Source organism: Bradyrhizobium barranii subsp. barranii, from assembly GCF_017565645.3.
In the GTDB taxonomy this organism is placed as follows: domain Bacteria; phylum Pseudomonadota; class Alphaproteobacteria; order Rhizobiales; family Xanthobacteraceae; genus Bradyrhizobium; species Bradyrhizobium barranii.
In genome coordinates, this window is record NZ_CP086136.1 from 1,132,834 (window position 1) to 1,151,356 (window position 18,523).

The following is an 18,523-nucleotide window of genomic DNA, read 5'->3' on the forward strand; positions in this document are numbered from 1 at the left end:
GAACCTTATGGCCAGAGAAAACGCGGCTACTTTCGTTCGGCTTCAGCCTCTTGCTCCAGCCGCAGAATATGTGCGCGTAGCGCATCGAACCGCTCTTCGGCAACATCGCTGAACAGCGGATCCTTAAGACCGGTTTCCGCCGAGGCGATCTCGGTCCAATCCTGTGGCTTGAGTGCATTAAGCGCAGCGGGAAAGAAATCGCGATCTTCCATCATCACGTGACGGCGCTCGTGCGCGATAAAATCGCGAACGATGATATCCACATTTTCACGAAGGATTTCCCGATCTGCGAGTACGTTGTCGACCGCCCGAGCGACGCGGCCTAAAAGCTGGGCCCCTTTCTGGTGTTCGCGAGCCAGATCACCGACCTTCGCAGCAGCAGCTGGATCGCGTGTTTTTAGCTTGGCAAAGACGCGGTCTTCCTGGGGATGGTGATAAACTTCCGGGTAGACTTCGAAATAGCTAATCACCGCGCGAATGACCTCGTAGTCGGGACGTTCTCCGCGGTCGAACACCTCGAGTTCCCGCTCGAGGATGGCGAGCAGCGTTTCGATATTGCGATGCTCTTGGGATAGGCGTTCGATGATCATGGCAACACCCCACTGAGTGAACCGTTTTGAAGAATGATCCTCTGGCCCGTATCTGCTTTGCGACAGATCAAATCTGGTCAGATTTAGCATGCAGCCACGCGCTGAAATGAGCTTTGCCCGGGCAGGCTCGGCGACCAGCCGCACGCCATCAGGAGACCGTACACGAAGCCGGGATCGATTGTTTTGGATTAGGTGCTTCTAAATAGAAGTCATGTGGTCGAGGACTGCGCCTCTACGTCAGCTGCCGGAGAGCGAGCAAATCGTTGATCTAGATCATTTCGCCATACTGCCAACATCGCATGCTGCGCACCGGACATGAGGGAGGTTCCATATGGCACCGGTCTCAGCACTACACAACGAAAAATGCCCTCGCTGTGGTTCCGGGTTAGTGCACCTCGAGTGGCACGAACGCATTACTGCTCAGGAAGCCCAAGAGCTCTGGCGCTGCTGGAATTGTAAAAGCGAATTTGTCACCGCTGTCGAGTCGGACGGGACGGAGTCGTCAGCTGCCGACATCACCCAACCATTCTTTACGAACCTGCTTGTCTGATCAAATAGGCCCGATCCGCTCCACAGGGATGCTATCGTGCCCCATCCATTTCAAGCGCTGCCATGAAGTTACGGACTCTGATGATCGCCGCGATTGCTGCGATGCTTCCGCCATTCAATGCGGGAGCACAGGTGAATTTGCCTGCCGGCAGCACGTCAACCCAACTATCCGACCTCATGATCGCGCTGCAATTCCAACACATCAAGTTGTGGTTTGCCGGAAAGTTCAGCAACTGGGATTTGGCGAATTATGAGCTTCGACAGATCCAGATAAATTTGCGGAGGGCAATGCCGTCTCCCTCCGAAAGCTTGCGATCATCCCAAGCCACCGAACAGCTGCAAGCTCTGGATCGCGCCATCCAACAGAAAGATGGTGCAGCTTTCGCCAAGGCTTATTCGGATATCACGAACGGATGCAACGCCTGCCACCGGGCCAGCGGATTCGGTTCGATCACCATCCAGGTGCCGGCCAACTCGCCGTTCAGCGATCAGCTGTTCGCGGATCAGATCGCGCAGGGGCGCGCGCTCGCCCACGGGGCCTGCGGCCTCTGTCACGTCATCTCGGATTCTTCAATGGAGACGCCGGCCTTTCGTTTCCCCGCGCCAAGCTTCAGCGAAATTGCCAGCCGCCCATCTTTTTCAGCCAACGATCTCCGACAACTATTGACGTCAAACCACCGTCGCGTGGGCCCGAACCAGGCAATGCTCAAGCCAAAGCTCGTCGAATACCAGATTGACGCGATCGTGGCGTTCTTCGAGACCTTGCAAGCCGACCGGGCTCGCTAAGACCTCAGCTTACGGTCACGGTTTGGGCCGATCTGCCTTCTAATCCTGAGGCTTTAGGCTAAGGATAAAGTTCGAGAGAGCATCGGTCGCAGCTCTTTAGCACGCGATAAGGTCGGTATGTCCAAATCCCCTTGAGTAGTCCAGCAGCGAGACGATCGTGGGTGTCAGGCGAAAGACGCAGACCTCGGATGTTTTCGGCATGGGGAGATCGAGGCCTTTCTGGTTCGGATATCGCGAGATCAAGAGCCGCAAGGCTTTTTCGAATTCGGCGGGATCCGTCACAAGCTTCGCACGTGCCGCCATCGATAGACCCGCGATGTCCATCACCTGGGCGGGATCGTCGTCCACCGTTAGCGAGACCCGATCGTCCCTCGCAAGGTTGGCGGCCTTCTGGCTGTCCGCTCCGCAAAGAAAGTAGATGACGAGTCCATCGTTGGCGTAGCCGACGGTGGTCACCTGGGGCCAGCCGTCAGGTCGTACCGTAGCGATCCTCGTGGTCCGGTGCTGATTCAAAAGCCGAAGGATGTTCCGCCTGAACTTTTCGTCCATTGGTCGCCTCTGATTTAGACCAGTTTAGCTCCCGAGCCGCGGGCGCGTTTTGAGGCAGGTCAAGTATCAATGAAGCCGGCCGCCAAGTCTGGGCGCAGTCGGCCTATTCATACGCCTGAGGGCAATTGTGCCAATGCTCCCGGAGGAGGCGCTGCTATTTGGCGGGTACGTTTGTCGCTATAGCGGACCCATCCACCGAGCTGACTCGTTGAGCTGCATCAAGCTGGCTTTTAACAGCGGTGACATCGTGCGAGTAGGGAGGGCTGCTCTGATGCGCCGAGTTGCCCTGAAGGCTCTATTTACGGCCTTGGCTTTTAGAAGAGTCGAGAAGGAGCGAGTCGATTGGGATCGAAATATTTTGATCTTCTCGACGGCGGTGACCGTCGGGTTGGTTGCGCTCTATGTTTACGGCAAGACAACCTCGCGCTGGTGAACTGTTTCGCGGGAACGACTGCGACGATGCGATGCTTACTGATACTTTCGACAATAGTTCTCTGGTCGAGCACCGGCGCCCGCGCGCTCGACGAGGAACAGCAACATGGTAAAGAGTTGCTACAAAGAATGTGCGCACGCTGTCACTCTGTTGGCAGGACCGGGGCAAGTCCTAACAGGCAAGCGCCGCCCTTTCGCAGCTTTAGCGAAACCAAGCTCTACGATAGCGACTTCCTGGAGCGACTGCAGGAGGGCTACAGCAGCATTCATCCCTCGATGCCGACCTTCCGCTTCAACAGGGAAGATGCGATAGCAGCTCTGAACTACATGAAATCAATTCAGGAACCACCTAAACCGGGACGCAAGTAGCTGCGGAATGAGACCATGTCGTTTGAGCGGGTTCTGCGATGGGCCCTGGTTGCGATCGCAATCGCGGGATTGACCGCGGGTATTCTTGCGCGAGCCGCGGGTCGGCCTGATCTGGCCGGCCTCGCATGGGCAATCGGCACGGCGCCCGTGATAGGAGGACTGGCGGTCTCGATCGTCAGGGATCTACTGAGCGGTCGCCTTGGTGTGGACGCTATTGCGCTGTTGTCCATGAGCGCGGCGTTAGCCCTTGGCCAACCGCTTGCAGGGGCCGTGGTCGCGTTGATGTATTCCGGCGGCAACGTGCTGGAAGACATCGCGGTCGCTCGCGCGGAGCGCGACCTGCGGTCGCTGGTGGATCGTGCTCCGCGCCAGGCCCATCGCAAGAGCGGCGAACGGATTGAAGATGTTCCGGTTGATGCAATATCGGTCGGCGAAGGACTCCTGGTCCGGGCCGGTGAGATCATTCCGGTCGACGGAATCGTAGGCTCGGCTTTGGCCACCATCGACGAGTCCGCCGTTACTGGCGAACCAATCCCGGTCGAAAAAGCGCGTGGGAGTGCCGTTCTGTCAGGTTCGCTGAACGCGGGTGAGACTTTCGAATTGACCGTGACTGCGCCGGCCGGCGAGAGCACCTACGCTGGCATCGTGCGTATGGTGACGGCGGCGCAGACGGCAAAGGCTCCCTTTATACGGATGGCCGATCGCTATGCTCTGATCCTTCTACCGGTGACGCTCGTCATCGCCTTCGTGGCGTGGCGCATCTCGGGAGATCTGACCCGCAGTCTCGCCGTGCTGGTGGCGGCGACGCCTTGCCCGCTGATCTTGGCTGCGCCGGTCGCTTTCATTGCCGGCGTCGCGCAAGCGGCGCGCCGCGGCATCCTGGCCAAGGGCAGTGGGGCGCTGGAGGCGCTGGCGCGCGCGCATACGGTGCTGTTCGATAAAACGGGCACCCTGACCGTCGGAGGGGCGCGGTTGCTTTCGATCGAGGTTGCACCGGGAGGGGACCCGGATGAGGTTCTCAGGCTCGGGGCATCGCTTGAGCAGGCTTCGCATCACGTGCTTGCCAAGACCGTGGTGGCGGCGGCCGTCGAGCGCGGCCTCGAGCTGAAAGCACCCGAACAGGTCAAGGAGGCGATGGGCTCCGGTATGAGCGGCCTGATCGATGGACAGCAGGTCATGGCCGGCGCGCGACAGATGTTACCCTCGAATTCAGAGCTGTCGCCGTGGGAGCTGCGAGCAATTCGGCGCGCCTCGTGGCGCTCGGCGTTGATCGTCTTTGTCGCCGTGGATGGGCGTACAATCGGTGCGTTGCTTCTGGCGGACGAGCTGCGCGCCGATACGCCGCGGGCTATCCGGCTGCTGCGCGATGCGGGCGTCGCGCGCATGGTGATGGTCACCGGCGATCGCGCCGCGGCGGCGCAGGCCATCGGTGCGGCACTCGACCTCGATGCCGTGCTGGCCGATCGCGTCCCTTCCGACAAAGTCGAGGCGGTGCGGGGCGAGCAACGGCTGCGTCCGACCATCATGGTCGGCGATGGTATCAACGACGCCCCGGCGCTGGCCGTAGCCGACGTCGGGGTCGCGCTCGGGGCGCGGGGCGCCAGCGCTTCGTCTGAGGCGGCCGATGTGGTGATCCTGGCTGACCGCCTCGACCGCGTGGGCGAGGCGATCCTCATTGCGCAGCGGGCGCGGCGGATTGCCCTGCAAAGTATTGTCGTCGGCATGGGGTTGTCGCTCGTCGCGATGGTCGCTGCCACTCTGGGTTGGCTCGCCCCGGTGCCGGCGGCGATTACGCAGGAGGTGATCGATGTCGCCGTTATTCTGAACGCGCTACGCGCGCTCACTCCGGCCCTCGGCGCTGGTGGCCGTCGCATCACCCCGGAGCAGGGGCTGACATTGCGTCACGATCATCAGACCTTGTTGAGGGACCTGGACCGGCTGCGCAAAATCGTCGATGCCCTGGACGACGTGACGCCCGAATTGGCCGGGACGTTGATCGGGGAGGCCCAGCGGCTGGTTCAGAGCAGCGTCGTGAAACACGAGCGCGACGACGAAGACAGCGTCTATCCGAAGCTTGCGCAGGTGCTGCGCGAGCGCCATGGCCTCTCAGCCATGAGCCGCGCCCATCGGGAGATATTGCATCTTGCCCGGCTGCTCAGCCGAATCGTCGAGGACATGCCCTCGGAGAAAATCGACCGCTATATCGTGCGAGATGCGCAACGGGTGATCGAGGCCATCGAGACGCTAGTGCGCATGCACACGGCTCAGGAAGAGGACATCTACGAAGCCGTGGCGGCTTAGGCCCGGCTTAGCGACACAATATGTCCGTTCGGGCGCAAAGGAGGTTAGCCATCGCGAAGAAGGAAGTCGTTGGCCCGCTGATACTCCCGAAATTTCCGCATGCTCTGTCCGTGACGGAACTGCTCGGGCAGTTCCGGGTGACCGGCACGGAGGGGCTGTCCGAAGCCGAGGTCAACGCACGGAGAAAGCATTTCGGTGCGAACACCATCGCCTCGCGGCGTTCAGCCGGCGTGCTGCGCCTGCTGGTGCACCAGTTCAAGAGTCCAGTCGTCTATCTCCTGAGCGGCGCAGCCGGCCTGGCGTTTTATTTCGGCGAACTCGAGGAGGGCAGCGCCATCTTTGCGGTGCTTGCCATCAACACGCTGATCGGGTTCGTGACCGAGTTGAAGGCGGTCCGATCGATCGAGGCTTTGCGCGCGCTCGGCACGCGGACCGCCCGTGTCCGACGCGAGGGGCGGGTTCATGTGATCCCGGCCGAGGAGCTCGTTCCGGGCGATGTCGTGGTCTTGGAAGCTGGTGATGCCGTATCGGCCGACCTGCGCCTTATCGAGACATCTCGGCTTTCAACGGACGAGTCGTCGCTGACCGGAGAATCCGTCGCCGTCGACAAGCAGTTCGAGCCGGTCAGCGCAGACACCCGTCTCGGCGATCGCGCGTCGATGGCGTTCAAGGGCACCGCGATTACGCGCGGCACCGGCGCTGGTGTCGTGGTCGCGACCGGAATCATCACGGAGCTCGGGCGGGTGACGCGGCTAGTTCTCGAGGCCGATCCGGGTCATTCACCCCTTGAGCGCAAGCTCGAGCGTCTGTCGGTGCAACTCGTCTGGGCGACTATCGCTGTCGCCGCCATCATCGGTGGCATTGGTCTATTGAGTGGCAAAGACCCTCTCCTGATGATCGAGGCGGCCATCGCGCTCGCCGTCGCCGCGATTCCGGAAGGTCTCCCCATCGTCGCGACGCTTGCGCTTGCCCGTGGCATGTGGCGCATGGCACAGCAAAATGCACTGATCGAACGTCTCTCGGCAGTCGAGACGCTTGGGGCGACAACGGTCGTTCTCACCGACAAGACCGGTACCCTGACCGAAAATCGGATGACGGTGCGACGGCTCTGCACACCCTCAGGCGAGATCGAGTTCGGGACCGGCGCTCCAGAGGGGGGCGAGGGTCAGCAGGTCGCAGGCGATCCGCAGGCGGCCGAATTGCTCCGGATCGCGGTTCTATGCAACGACGCGCATCTCGATGGTCCCGAGGAGCGCGGCAGTGGCGATCCCATGGAGATCGCGCTTCTGCGTGCTGGGCTACGCGCCGGCTTCAGGCGGACAACCTTGCTGGAGGGGCGCGGCGTCGTGCGCAAGCATGCTTTTGATCCCCTCGCCAAGATGATGGCGACCGTTCATGAGCATGGGGAGGGTGTACTGATCGCCGTGAAGGGGGCGCCCGAGGCGGTCCTGGCGGCGACGACGCGCGTAGCCGTCGGCAATGGCGAGGTCGCGCTTGATGACACCATGCGAGCGGAGTGGCTCAGCCGAGCCGATCGGCTCGGCCATGACGGCCTGCGGGTGCTCGCCTGCGCGACGAGAATCGACCAGGTGGCCGATGCCGCACCCTATGACAGGCTGGTGCTTGCTGGTCTTGTCGGCTTGGAAGACCCCGCCCGGGCCGACGTGCCACCGGCCATCCAGGACTGCCGGCAATCGGGAATTCGCGTTGTCATGGTCACGGGCGATCACGTGGTGACGGCGAAAAGTATCGGTCGAGCCGTCGGTCTTGGGGAGAACGTTTCGAATGTCATGGAGGGCAAGAATATCAGGCAGATGATTGAAACCGGGCAGCCTGCCCTCCAAGACATCGGAATTTTCGCGAGAGTAACGCCAGATGAAAAACTCGCTCTCGTTCGGACGTATCAGGCTGCGGGCGAGATTGTCGCCATGACGGGGGACGGGGTGAATGACGCCCCCGCTCTGCGGCAGGCCGATATCGGAGTGGCGATGGGCTTGCGCGGCACCGATGTCGCGCGCGAAGCGGCTGCCATGATCCTGCTCGACGATGCGTTTCCAACCATCATCAAGGCGATCCACGAGGGGCGCGTGATTTTCGCCAATATCCGTCGCTTCGTCGCCTACCTCTTGTCCTGCAATCTCAGCGAGGTGTTGGCGGTCGGCCTCGCCGTGTCGCTGGCGCTTCCTTTGCCACTCCTGCCGCTGCAAATTCTGTATCTCAATCTGGTGACGGACGTATTCCCCGCTTTCGCGCTTGCCATGGGCGAGGGCGAGGAGGGCATCCTCAAGCGGCCGCCGCGGGATCCAAAGGAGCCGATTCTGGGCCGCCGGCAATGGATCACCATCGTCCTGCACGGGGCGGCGTTGACCGCAGGCACTTTCGGGGCGCTGGCTGCGTCGGCCTGGCTCGCTCTCGATGCCCGATCAACAGTCACTATCACGTTCCTCACGCTCGCCTTTGCCCAGCTCTGGCACGCGTTCAACATGCGTGATCCGCGCTCGCCGCTCTTGGTCAACGAGGTGACGCGGAACTCCTGGTTGTGGGGCGCGCTTTTGCTATGTGCAACGCTGCTTGCTGTGCCACCCTACCTACCGTCGGCTGCGGATTTATTGCAGCTTGCGCCTCCAAGCTCTGAAATGTGGTTGATCGTGATTATCTTCAGCGTGGTGCCGCTAATCGTCACGCAAGCTGGCAGCGCGGTCGTCGGATGGATTGCGAGAGTGCGATAGCAACAAAGGAAGCTATTTTTCCTTTCGTTTTCGAAACTTCTTCGGCCGCGGGGAAGCATGCAATTACTTGTCGAACGCGCGCCGACTGTGGCGGGGCTGCGCGGCTAAGGCGTCACCCTGATGAGGTCGCACCTTGTGATGCCTATACGTACCCAAAACTGCAAACACTCGGGAGGTTGAGGTGAGGCCAATGTTAAGCTACTTGCTGCCTCACATGATTGGCGTCATCTGCATCGGGGCTGTCATCTGGCTGATTAGTCGCGGATAACGTGTGGGCGCGCTGCGTTTCTGACCTTCGAGATGGGAGAACGACGAGGGTACAGGGCCTATCCGAACAGGTGGGCGAGCCAGTACGCTGCTCCGGCGGCCAATCCGCCTACCAGCAACGTCTGCAGGGCAGACTTGGTCTTGTTGACGCCGGTGAAGTGTCCTTTGACGGCTCCGAAGCAAAGCAGGGCGGCGCCAGTCGCGGCGACCGAGATCTGCAGGGCCGTTCCGATGTTCTGAGTGAACATGTAGGGCACGAGCGGAATCAGGCCGCCGACCACATATGAGCCTCCGATAGTCGCGGCGCTGATCGGCGCGCGCTTCGGATCCGGACGCTCCAATCCCAGTTCGAAGCGCATCATGAAGTCGACCCATCGCTGACGATTCGCCGAGACCGCGCCGACGACCGACTTGAGCGCATCTCCTGCAAGGCCGTACTCCCGGAAGATCTGCTCCACCTCCTCGATCTCCCGCTCGCGAAGCTGATCGATCTCACGGTGCTCGCGCTGTTCCTCGGCAGCATAATGTTCCGCGTCGGTGCGCGCAGCGAGATACCCGCCGAGGCCCATCGCGATCGCGCCAGCGACAACTTCGGCCAAACCGGCGGTGACAATCACGTCTGTGCTAGTGACGGCGGCCGAAAGACCCGCCGCCAGCGCGAACGGGACCGTCAAGCCGTCGGCCATCCCAATCACGACGTCACGTACGCTTCCAGTGGCGGTGAAGTGCTTTTCTATGTGAGGGGTGGCTGGCACAGGGACGCTCCTGGTTGCGGTTTCGGTTTGAAGAGAGCTGCCTAATCAGCAGTTCTCTTGCGGCCGGAGATCATGGAAGCCACCAAGTTCTCGCGATGCTCGAAGCTCGCGATGAGCACGCCAAGGACATGCGCCACGACCAGGCCGACGGTTAGGTTGGCCTGGAATTCGTGGACGTGTTCGATCATCTTGGAGCCCCAGTAGGCGTCCGTCGTCATCATGTAGCCCGTCGCGCACGTGCCGACCAGCGCGGCGAGGAGCGCCACGATCATGGCACCGCCCGCGGGGTTGTGCCCTAGGTAGCGGGTAGCTCTGAGCATTACGACATCACGAAGATAGGCGAGCACCTCGCGCGGCGGACGAACGAAGTTCGAAAAGCGCGCATGCCTCGGGCCGACGAACCCCCAGATGATGCGGAGCGTAAGGAGGGCGGCGATCGCGTAGCCGGCCGCGAGGTGGACCCGCTCGATCTCGTCGCCGGTGGCGTAGGCGATCACGAAGGTCGCCACCAGCGACCGATGGAAGATCCGGACGAACGGATCCCAGACCTTGACCGTGGCCGGCGGCATCGCGCCGCCGGCTTCGATGGTGTTGCTTACGGTTCTCATTTGCGGACCGCTACATCTGGCCGATGATTTGGCCGTTGGTCGGGTCAACGAACAGCTCGACCCGATTGCCGTTCTTGTCGAGCGTATAGAGCTCGCCGCAGGCGTTCTTGAGTTTGGCTTTCTGAACCTTGTATCCTTGGGCCTCGACCTTGGCCTGCAACTGCGCCATCGGCAGCCACTGGGCTTCGGGGGCCGACGTGCAGGGCTTGCCGAGGCTGCCGGCCTGGGCGCTGGCGGCGGTGAGGGTCACGGCGGCGACGGTAAGAATGGCGATCTTGCGCATAGGTATCTCCTGACGGTTGCCGGCCGCACCATGCGTCGGCGATGCGGGCAATCTGCCAGAAGCGGCCTGACCGGAGCCTGTTGAGCGAGGTCAGCGAATTGTCAGCTGATATCTGGCAACCATATCTACCCGATGACGAGCTGCTTCATGAATTTGTGCCCGCCCCGAATTTGCGCCCTTATCCTTGCGACCGCGCTTGTGGTCGCAGGCAGCGGGGCGCCGGCATTCGCGCGCGACCATGACGACGCGCTACGCGCCGTCAAGGCCGGCGAAATTCGTCCGCTCGCCGATATTCTGAGTGCGATAAAGGAGAAGCTTCCCGGCGACGTCGTCGGCGTGAAGCTCGAACGCGAAGCCGGCGTCTGGATGTACGAGTTCCGCGTGATCGACGACAAGGGGCGGCTGTTCGACATCCACGTCGATGCCCGCAGCGGCGAAGTCGAACGGACCAAGGAGAAGTGATGCGTGTGCTTGTTGTCGAGGACGACCAGCGGATCGCGTCGGATGTCTCGCGCACGCTCGAAGCCTCCGGTTACGTGGTCGAGACGGTTGCGAACGGCGAGGACGCCTGGTTTCTCGGTGATACCGAGGACTACGGGGCTATCATCCTCGACCTTGGTCTGCCGGGCATGGATGGCCTTGCGGTCCTGAAGCGCTGGCGCGCCAATGGCCGCCACATGCCCGTCCTCATCCTCACGGCACGAGGCAGCTGGGCCGAGCGGGTAGACGGGATCGACGCCGGCGCAGACGACTACCTACCGAAACCGTTCCGATGGAGGAACTGCTGGCACGCCTGCGGTCGATCGTGCGGCGTGCAACGGGGCACGGCTCCTCGGTCATGACCGCCGGCGAAATCACTCTGGACGAACGCCAGATGAAAGTGACGCGCCGTGGCGTGCCGATTACGCTCTCGCCGCTCGAGTACCGGCTGGTGGCCCATCTCCTCCGGAATCGAGGGCGGGTCGTCTCGCAGCAGGAGCTCGACGAGAACGTCTACGGTCACGGTGAAGACCACGACTCGAACACGCTTGAGGTGCTGGTCGGCCGCGTGCGCAAGAAGCTAGGCGCTGACGCAATCGAGACGCGGCGAGGGTTCGGTTATCTGATGCCGGAGGAGCCCGCGTGAACCGGCATTCGCTCCGGCTGCGACTTGTCGCCGGCGGCATCGTCGCGATCCTGATCGCGCTTGGGATCGCCGGCGGCGCGCTCGTTATCCTCTTCGAACGCCATGTTTCGCGCACCCTCGCTCAAGATCTGGACGTCCATCTGAAGCAGCTTCTCTCGAATATCGATGTCGACCCCCAAGGCAAGTTGGTGCTGACGCAGCCTCCCGTCGATCCACGGTTCGCGGAGCCTCTTTCCGGGCTCTACTGGCAGGTCGGCGATGATCACGGGCAGTTGCTTCGCTCGCGGTCGCTGTGGGATTCCGTAGTAGAGCTTCCGGCGGATCGGTTGAGCCATGGCGAAACGCACCAGCATGAAGCGTCAGGACCCGGAGGCCAACGCGTTCTGGTGGCCGAGCGAGCGGTTACGCTTTCTGCGGAGGGGAAGCCGGTCACCGTCCGCCTTGCCGTCGCCGAGGATCTCGGAAGGATGTCAGAGGCAAGCTCGGCGTTCGCCAAGGATCTTTCGATCGCGCTCGTCCTGCTCGGCTGCGCGCTGGCGCTTGCGACATGGGTCCAGGTCGGCGTCGGTTTGCGTCCGCTAGTCGCGCTGCGGCGCGGAGTTGCCGATATCAGAACGGGGCGGATTCGGCATCTGCCGTCCTCCGTCCCGACCGAGGTCCACCCTCTCGTCGAGGAAGTCAACGCACTCATCGATGCGCAGGAACACGAAATCGAACGGTCCCGCGGTCGTGCCGCGGACTTGGCGCACGGGCTGAAGACGCCCCTTGCTGCTCTTGCGGCCGATGCCTCGCGCCTCCGGGAGCGCGGCGAGCACGATATTGCCAAGGACATCGAGGCTGTTGGCGAAGCCATGGGGCGCCACGTCGACCGCGAACTTGCCCGCGCCAGGGTTCGTGGGCGCGCCAGAGGCGGCGTAGCGACATCAGTTTCCGTGAAACCGCTCGTGGGGTCTATCATCGCGACTGTGTCCCGCACGCCCGAGGGTGCGCGAGTAAGATTCGAGAACCTTGTCGCCGACGATCTTTGCTTACCGCTGGACAGGGCCGACCTTGCGGAAATCCTCGGTAATCTGATCGAGAACGCCGCCCGCCATGCTGCAGGATGCGTCCGTATCACCGCCGATGACAATCGGCCGCTTCTTGCCGTTGAGGACGACGGCGAAGGCATTGAACCGACCTACCTGTCACACGTGATCGAGCGTGGCACTCGCCTCGACGAGCGAGGAGGTGCCGCGGGCCTCGGTCTTGCCATCGTTCAGGACGTCCTGGACGCATACGAGTGGAGATTGGAACTCTCGAAGTCGGAGCTTGGCGGGCTGAAGGCCACGATCGCTTCGAGGTCTGCGTCTCGAGCACGATGCCCTTCAGGCCCATATCCCTGATTTGGAGCCGCAGCGACTGACATCGCATTTGGTCAACGCTCAGAAATCCAGTCGGAGAGTCCTCGCTTGGATCCAATCACTCGTTTTGGCTGAACGGGGTTTATTGTCCCGGCGGAAACGCGAAAGGCACTATCGAGGATCATCCGCGCAAATGCCTTCGCCTCAGCTTCTGTAGGAAAGGTCTTGGTTTCGCGCCGGTAAATGCGGTCCTTTCGGCAGCTGGCCGGTTCAAATGAGATGTACCACTTCGGCTCCATAGCCGGTTTCTCCAAGCGCGCAAGTTGACCTACCGGTTCTACGCTCCGGCCTGGGTCACGAACCGAGATCCGTTCCAGCGAAGGATCCGTGGTGCTCCGCTCGAGCGGTCTTGTACCTCCAGAAAGGCGGCATTTCGCTCGCGCACCAGGCGGACATCCTGAGCCCGCAGAGCCAGCACCTTCCGATATCGTCCCCGGGCTGCCACATACACTTCGTACAAACACCCTGATGCATTGCAAATGACCCCTCTGTTGCGGCACTGGAAATCATCGAAGTGAAGAGCAACGAATTGAGTGCCAAGAGTTGTGAGGTAAAGCGCAAATTGTTGCGTAGCGGCGATCGGGGCGCCACACGCGGCCTCCCACTTTTTTGCCTGGTCTCGTATCTCAGGAGGGAGATTGGTCAGGTGCGCAGGATTCCATGAATCTTGCCGAATGCCTCCATGGGAGGACGCCGATTGGGGCAAGGCCAATAAACAGAGAGCGAATACGGTCGCCGCAAGAGCGCGGTTCTTCGGCAGCACGGCGTTTTCTCCTAGGTACCTGACTGCTATCGCGGAGGCGCGATTAGCAATCATCATCGCAGATCTGACCTTACAAATTGCTGACATGGATCAACAGCTTCCAGTCAGTGAGGGTGCATCATAAGCGTTGCGTGGAAGCGCTCCGCTCCGTGCACCCGTTAGCGTCAGATTGCTGACGGGGCCGTGAGTCTTTGACCTGCAGAGCGCCGACAGTCGGTCTACGCCCCAAGACCTCAGTTTTGGTTACTGCAATGGGATCTTCGCAATGTTTCTGAGTTCATCAGCGCTCTTATGGCTGAAAAGGACCCGCGTCCTGATTGCAATAGCGTTCCTGGCTTTACCGTCCAACTCGGTGGCCGAGGACCAACTAAAGCTCAGCACCGAGCAGGCAACGAGCCTGGGCATTCGCGTCGTTCATCCCATTGCGAGTCCGACCGACAAGACGCTCCCTTATCCCGCCCAGATCGTCATTCCTACCCCGCAATTGTGGGTCGTTAGCGCTCCCGTGGCCGGAATGGTGACCAATCTTTCAGCGGCGCGGGGCGATCGCGTTGTTGCCGGACAGCCGCTCGCCACTATGGAGAGTCCAAGCTTTGTGTCGCAGCAGCGTGACTATTTACATGCTGTTGCGCAAGAAGTTCTGGTTGCCCAGCAACTCAACCGTAACACCCAACTGTTCCAAGGCAATGCGGTCGCACAGCGCGTTCTTGAGGCGAGCCAGGCGGAAGCCCGACAGGCAAGCATTGTAGTCGCGGAGCGTCGGCAGGTTCTCCGCCTCAGCGGCCTTTCGGATGAGACAATCTCAAGACTTACCAGCGAGGCAGCGATCAGCGCGACCCTAACGGTCGCCGCGCCACGACCGGCCACCGTGATCGATATTGCTGTTTCTCCCGGCCAACGTGTGGAGCAATCGGCACCGCTGATCAAGCTCGCACAGCTTTCTCCACTATGGGTCGAGATCGCGGTGCCTGCATCGAATATCAAAGCCATTCAACAAGGCGCGAAGGTGGAGGTCGACGGCTATGACACTCCAGGCCACGTGGTGCTGGTTTCTGAAACGACCGATCCGGCTACACAAACCGTGCTGGTCCGAGCCGAGGTGCCGAACTCAGGCGATTTGCGTCCGGGGCAGACTGCTGCTGCTCGGATCTCCTTTGTTTCCAAGCGGGAGAGCGCTTGGGAACTCCCTTACACTGCGCTGATCCGGAGGGGTGAGCAGGCCTCGGTGTTCGTGGCAATGCAGGACGGATTCCGTCTGGTGCCGGTCACGCTGCTTGAGGAGGACCAGGACCATGTCGTGATCTCCGGTACCATCACAGACAAGGACGAAGTGGCGGTCAGCGGCATCTCCGCGCTCCGCGGAATCCTGCTCAAGCTGGGCGCAGGCTAGTCATGCTCGCACGCCTTGTCGCATTTGCGCTTTCTCAGCGGCTTTTCGTCGCGCTTAGTGTGCTCCTATTGATCGGTGCCGGGCTGGTTGTGTTGCCCAGCCTGCCGATCGACGCCTTTCCGGATGTCTCGCCCGTCCAGGTCAAGGTCATCATGAAGGCGCCGGGTCTCACCCCGGAGGAGGTGGAACAGCGGGTCACAGTGCCGATCGAGCTCGAACTGCTTGGGTTGCCAAACAAGAAGATCCTGCGCTCTACCACCAAGTACGCCCTGGCCGACGTCACAGTCGATTTCGAGGACGGCACAGACATCTATTGGGCGCGTAACCAAGTATCCGAACGCTTGGCCAACATCACCCGTGACTTGCCAGAGGGGGTGGCAGGTGGGCTTGCCCCGATCACCAGCCCGCTCGGTGAAATGTTCATGTTCACCATCGAAAGTGCAGAACTTTCGCTGGCCGAGCGGCGGAGTCTGCTCGATTGGGTGATCCGTCCGGCGCTACGGACGGTGCCAGGAGTGGCCGACGTCAATGCGCTCGGGGGGTATGTCCGGGCTTTTGAAATCGTCCCGCTTAGCGATGCGCTTGCAGCCCGCGGCATTTCCTACGAGATGTTTCGGCGCGCGATCGAGACGAACAGCCGCAATGACGGCGCCGGTCGTGTCAATCAGGGCGAAGACAGCGCTCTCGTGCGTATCGAAGGCAGCATTCGGACCATCGACGACATCAGGCAAATCGTCGTCGATACCAAAGATGGGGTTCCGATCCGGGTCAAGGATATTGCCCGCGTCCAATTAGGGGCACTGACACGGTACGGCGCTGTCACCGCGGATGGTCGTGGCGAGACGGTCGAGGGCCTCGTGCTTGGTCTGCGAGGCGCCAATGCACGTCAACTCGTGGCCGACGTGCAGGCACGCCTCGACGAGATTAAGCAATCACTCCCTCAAAGTGTCAGTATCCAGGTCTTTTACGACCGTGGCCGGCTGGTTGACCGCGCGGTTGGCACCGTTATCCGCGCACTTGGCGAAGCAACCGTCCTTGTCGTCGTCCTTCTCCTGCTATTTCTCGGCAACTGGCGAGCCTCCCTGGTGATCGCCCTAAGTTTGCCGCTCGCGATCGTGATCGCCCTTATCGTCATGCGCATGGTCGGCATGTCAGCAAACTTGATGAGCCTCGGCGGCCTTGCTATCGCTATTGGCATGCTGATCGACGCTCTGGTGGTGGTGGTCGAGAACGTCGTCGGAAATTTGAGTAAGGAACCGCAGGGAAAGGCCGCGCCGCTAGTCCATGTCATCTACCGCTCCGCCTCCGAGGTGCTTCAACCGGTCGCCTCGGGCGTGCTGATTATCATGATCGTATTCGTGCCGCTGCTGACGCTGGAGGGGCTTGAAGGGAAGTTATTCATCCCTGTAGCGCTCGCGATCATCTTTGCGCTCGGCGGGTCGTTGCTCTTGGCGCTCACGGTCATTCCCGTAGCAACATCGTTTCTCCTCCAGACTACGTCGCATCAAGATCCGTGGTTGATCCGAATTGCGTCGCGGCTTTATGCGCCTGCACTTGCTTGGGCTCTGAAGAACGAGCGTAAGGTGGTCATCGCGGCAGTCGCGGCCCTCGTCGCTGCCGGCTACGCCTACACCCAGCTCGGCAAGACGTTTATGCCGACGATGGACGAGGGCGATACCATCGTCAGCGTCGAGGCGTTGCCATCCATCAACCTCGACGAAATGATTGCGATCAACGCCAGACTTCAAGCGGCCATCCTCGCGAAGGTCCCTGACGTCAAGAGTATCGTGGCCCGGACCGGGTCCGACGAGCTCGGGCTTGACCCGATGGGACCTAACCAGACCGACACATTCCTGGTTCTAAAGCCCGCAGAAGAGCGAAAGACAATCGTGAAGTCTGCCCTGATTGAAGAGCTGCGGCAGGTGCTCGGCAATTTCCCGGGACTATCGCTCAGCTTTACGCAGCCGATCGACATGCGCGTGCAGGAGATGATCAGCGGCGTCCGCGGCGATGTCGCGGTGAAAATCTTTGGAGCTGATATCGGCAAGCTCAATGAGATTGCGAGCAGGCTATCCGGCATTTTGTCAAGCATCGACGGCGCTGAAGATGTCTACACCACACTCAACGAGGGTGCCCAATATTACACGGTCGCCGTGAATCGGATGGAGGCGGGACGCCTCGGCCTGACGGTGGACGCCATCTCCACTTCGTTACGCACCCAGATCGAGGGACGCACGATAGGGACGGTGCTGGAAGAGGGGCGCCGTACCCCCATCCTCGTTCGCGGCAGCGAAACGACGCGCGAGGCGCCGACACTGCTCGCGAACCTGCCGCTAACGCTTGCCTCGGGTCAGCACGTGGCGCTCTCACAAGTCGCCCGCATTCAGCGCGTCGACGGTCCCGTTGTGGTTAATCGCGAGAATGGGAGTAGGATGAGCGTTGTGCGAGCCAATGTGCGTGGCCGCGACATGGTCGGCTTCGTCGAGGCGGCCCGGCAGAAAGTCGCTGCGGAGTTGCCCCTGCCGGAGGCTTACAGGCTGACTTGGGGTGGTCAGTTCGAAAATCAGCAACGCGCGGCGGCGCGCCTCTCGATCGTGGTGCCAGTGGCGATCGGGCTGATCTTTGTGCTGCTCTTCACGACCTTCGGTTCGATCCGACAAGCGCTGTTGGTCCTCGTCAATATCCCGTTCGCCGTGATTGGCGGCGTGTTTGCCTTGGTGCTTACCGGCGAATACCTTTCGGTTCCGGCGTCCGTCGGGTTCATCGCGCTTTTGGGAATTGCGGTGCTAAACGGCGTCGTTCTGGTCTCCTATTTCAACCAACTGCGTGCTCATGGCGTACCGGAGGGTCGCATCGTCGTCGAGGGGGCCATGCGCAGGCTCAGACCGGTTCTAATGACGGCGAGCATCACGGCCTTGGGCCTGATCCCGCTGCTGTTTGCGACCGGTCCAGGATCCGAGATCCAGCGCCCGCTCGCAATCGTGGTGATCGGTGGTTTGCTCTCCTCGACAGCCTTGACGCTGATCCTTTTGCCGATCCTATATCGCCGATTTGGCGGCATGAAGGAGACCAAATGAGTGCCGAATTCGTCTGTCTCACACTGATCGCCGGCCGGGCGCTTCGCGACGAATTGTTCGACTTCCTCAGCCAGCAGCGCGATCTCGTTTCCGGCTTTACGGCCTCGGACGCCGCAGGGCATGGTCCCGACGTCCGATTGCAGACGTCGACCGAGCGGGTCAAAGGGCATGCCGACGAGTTGATGGTGCGGACCGTCCTTGGAGTGCAAGAGGCGGCGCAGTTGCTCGAACGGCTGAAGGCGACCTTCGCCGGATCCAGGATCGTCTACTGGATCATGCCCGTCGCAGAATTTGGCGTGATCGATGCCCCCAATCGATAAGGCTTCTCTGATCTTTGGACGCTACGCTTTAGATCAGCATGAAAATGTAGATGACCCGCAGGGGCCGCATGCTCCCACAGGCCATGTATGGCCGTTCTTTCTTGTGACTACGCATGCTTCTTACCCACCCGAGCGGTATTGGTTGGGGGCTCATGCAGCTTAGTATCAAGCCACTCCGCAAAACTCGTTTGACCTGATCGCAATGGCCTCGATGGCTGTTTTGCTGCAA

16 protein-coding genes and 1 pseudogene are annotated in these 18,523 nt (G+C 61.2%); 11 read left to right on the forward strand and 6 right to left on the reverse strand.

Annotation, left to right across the window (positions count from 1 at the left end):
* Positions 1-26: 26 nt before the first annotated feature.
* Positions 27-590 carry a hemerythrin domain-containing protein gene (locus tag J4G43_RS05515; protein WP_038944204.1) on the reverse strand — a complete coding sequence of 188 codons (564 nt, stop codon included), beginning with the start codon at positions 588-590 and terminating at the stop codon, positions 27-29.
* 630 nt (positions 591-1,220) lie between these two features.
* Between J4G43_RS05515 and J4G43_RS05520 the strand changes: the two genes are divergently transcribed.
* Positions 1,221-1,925: a hypothetical protein gene (locus J4G43_RS05520; RefSeq protein WP_225004633.1), complete on the forward strand. Its 705-nt coding sequence runs from the start codon at positions 1,221-1,223 to the stop codon at positions 1,923-1,925.
* Between the two features lie 96 nt (positions 1,926-2,021).
* On the opposite strand, the gene J4G43_RS05525 is transcribed toward J4G43_RS05520, so the two are convergent.
* Positions 2,022-2,474 (reverse strand): pyridoxamine 5'-phosphate oxidase family protein, encoded by a 453-nt coding sequence (locus J4G43_RS05525; RefSeq protein ID WP_028151327.1) that lies wholly within the window; start codon positions 2,472-2,474, stop codon positions 2,022-2,024.
* Positions 2,475-2,682: 208 nt separating this feature from the next.
* Between J4G43_RS05525 and J4G43_RS05530 the strand changes: the two genes are divergently transcribed.
* From J4G43_RS05530 to J4G43_RS05545, 4 genes are all read left to right on the forward strand, one after another.
* Positions 2,683-2,907, forward strand: coding sequence for a hypothetical protein (locus J4G43_RS05530; RefSeq protein ID WP_155257917.1), 225 nt, complete (start codon positions 2,683-2,685; stop codon positions 2,905-2,907).
* A 128-nt stretch (positions 2,908-3,035) separates the two neighbouring features.
* Positions 3,036-3,275, forward strand: a complete 240-nt coding sequence (locus J4G43_RS05535) for a c-type cytochrome (protein ID WP_321576345.1) — start codon at positions 3,036-3,038, stop codon at positions 3,273-3,275.
* A 15-nt stretch (positions 3,276-3,290) separates the two neighbouring features.
* A complete protein-coding gene (locus J4G43_RS05540) occupies positions 3,291-5,576 on the forward strand; it encodes a heavy metal translocating P-type ATPase (RefSeq protein WP_208084218.1) in 2,286 nt (761 codons plus the stop codon).
* A 110-nt stretch (positions 5,577-5,686) separates the two neighbouring features.
* Positions 5,687-8,305, forward strand: coding sequence for a cation-translocating P-type ATPase (locus J4G43_RS05545; protein ID WP_225004635.1), 2,619 nt, complete (start codon positions 5,687-5,689; stop codon positions 8,303-8,305).
* 326 nt (positions 8,306-8,631) lie between these two features.
* On the opposite strand, the gene J4G43_RS05550 is transcribed toward J4G43_RS05545, so the two are convergent.
* Genes J4G43_RS05550 through J4G43_RS05560 form a run of 3 tightly spaced genes read right to left on the reverse strand, consistent with a single transcriptional unit; the run spans position 8,632 to position 10,218 of the window.
* Complete coding sequence (locus J4G43_RS05550; protein ID WP_038944201.1) at positions 8,632-9,327, reverse strand: VIT1/CCC1 transporter family protein; 696 nt, start codon at positions 9,325-9,327, stop codon at positions 8,632-8,634.
* 41 nt (positions 9,328-9,368) lie between these two features.
* A complete protein-coding gene (locus tag J4G43_RS05555; RefSeq protein ID WP_208084219.1) occupies positions 9,369-9,935 on the reverse strand; it encodes a cytochrome b/b6 domain-containing protein in 567 nt (188 codons plus the stop codon).
* A gap of 10 nt (positions 9,936-9,945) precedes the next feature.
* Positions 9,946-10,218 carry a PepSY domain-containing protein gene (locus tag J4G43_RS05560; protein WP_028151323.1) on the reverse strand — a complete coding sequence of 91 codons (273 nt, stop codon included), beginning with the start codon at positions 10,216-10,218 and terminating at the stop codon, positions 9,946-9,948.
* Positions 10,219-10,365: 147 nt separating this feature from the next.
* On the opposite strand from J4G43_RS05560, the gene J4G43_RS05565 reads away from it, so the two are divergent.
* Together J4G43_RS05565 and J4G43_RS05570 are read left to right on the forward strand one after the other, a co-directional pair.
* Entirely contained in the window at positions 10,366-10,680 is a 315-nt protein-coding gene (locus tag J4G43_RS05565; RefSeq protein ID WP_028151322.1) for a PepSY domain-containing protein, read from the forward strand.
* A pseudogene (locus J4G43_RS05570) lies at positions 10,680-11,344 on the forward strand (response regulator transcription factor). Before J4G43_RS05565 ends, J4G43_RS05570 begins: the two are co-directional and overlap by 1 nt.
* Here the strand turns inward: J4G43_RS05570 and J4G43_RS05575 are convergent.
* A complete protein-coding gene (locus tag J4G43_RS05575) occupies positions 11,317-11,484 on the reverse strand; it encodes a hypothetical protein (RefSeq protein ID WP_225004637.1) in 168 nt (55 codons plus the stop codon). The pseudogene J4G43_RS05570 and the gene J4G43_RS05575 sit on opposite strands and share 28 nt — an antisense overlap.
* A gap of 45 nt (positions 11,485-11,529) precedes the next feature.
* Between J4G43_RS05575 and J4G43_RS05580 the strand changes: the two genes are divergently transcribed.
* The 4 genes from J4G43_RS05580 to J4G43_RS05595 all read left to right on the forward strand — a co-directional run bounded on the left by J4G43_RS05580 (position 11,530) and on the right by J4G43_RS05595 (position 18,294).
* Positions 11,530-12,726: a sensor histidine kinase gene (locus J4G43_RS05580; RefSeq protein WP_225004639.1), complete on the forward strand. Its 1,197-nt coding sequence runs from the start codon at positions 11,530-11,532 to the stop codon at positions 12,724-12,726.
* Positions 12,727-13,772: 1,046 nt separating this feature from the next.
* Positions 13,773-14,897 carry an efflux RND transporter periplasmic adaptor subunit gene (locus J4G43_RS05585; RefSeq protein ID WP_028151318.1) on the forward strand — a complete coding sequence of 375 codons (1,125 nt, stop codon included), beginning with the start codon at positions 13,773-13,775 and terminating at the stop codon, positions 14,895-14,897.
* Between the two features lie 2 nt (positions 14,898-14,899).
* Entirely contained in the window at positions 14,900-17,974 is a 3,075-nt protein-coding gene (locus J4G43_RS05590) for an efflux RND transporter permease subunit (protein WP_028151317.1), read from the forward strand.
* Positions 17,971-18,294 (forward strand): DUF3240 family protein, encoded by a 324-nt coding sequence (locus tag J4G43_RS05595; protein WP_038944196.1) that lies wholly within the window; start codon positions 17,971-17,973, stop codon positions 18,292-18,294. The genes J4G43_RS05590 and J4G43_RS05595 overlap by 4 nt, the downstream gene beginning before the upstream one ends.
* The last annotated feature ends 229 nt before the right edge of the window (positions 18,295-18,523 follow it).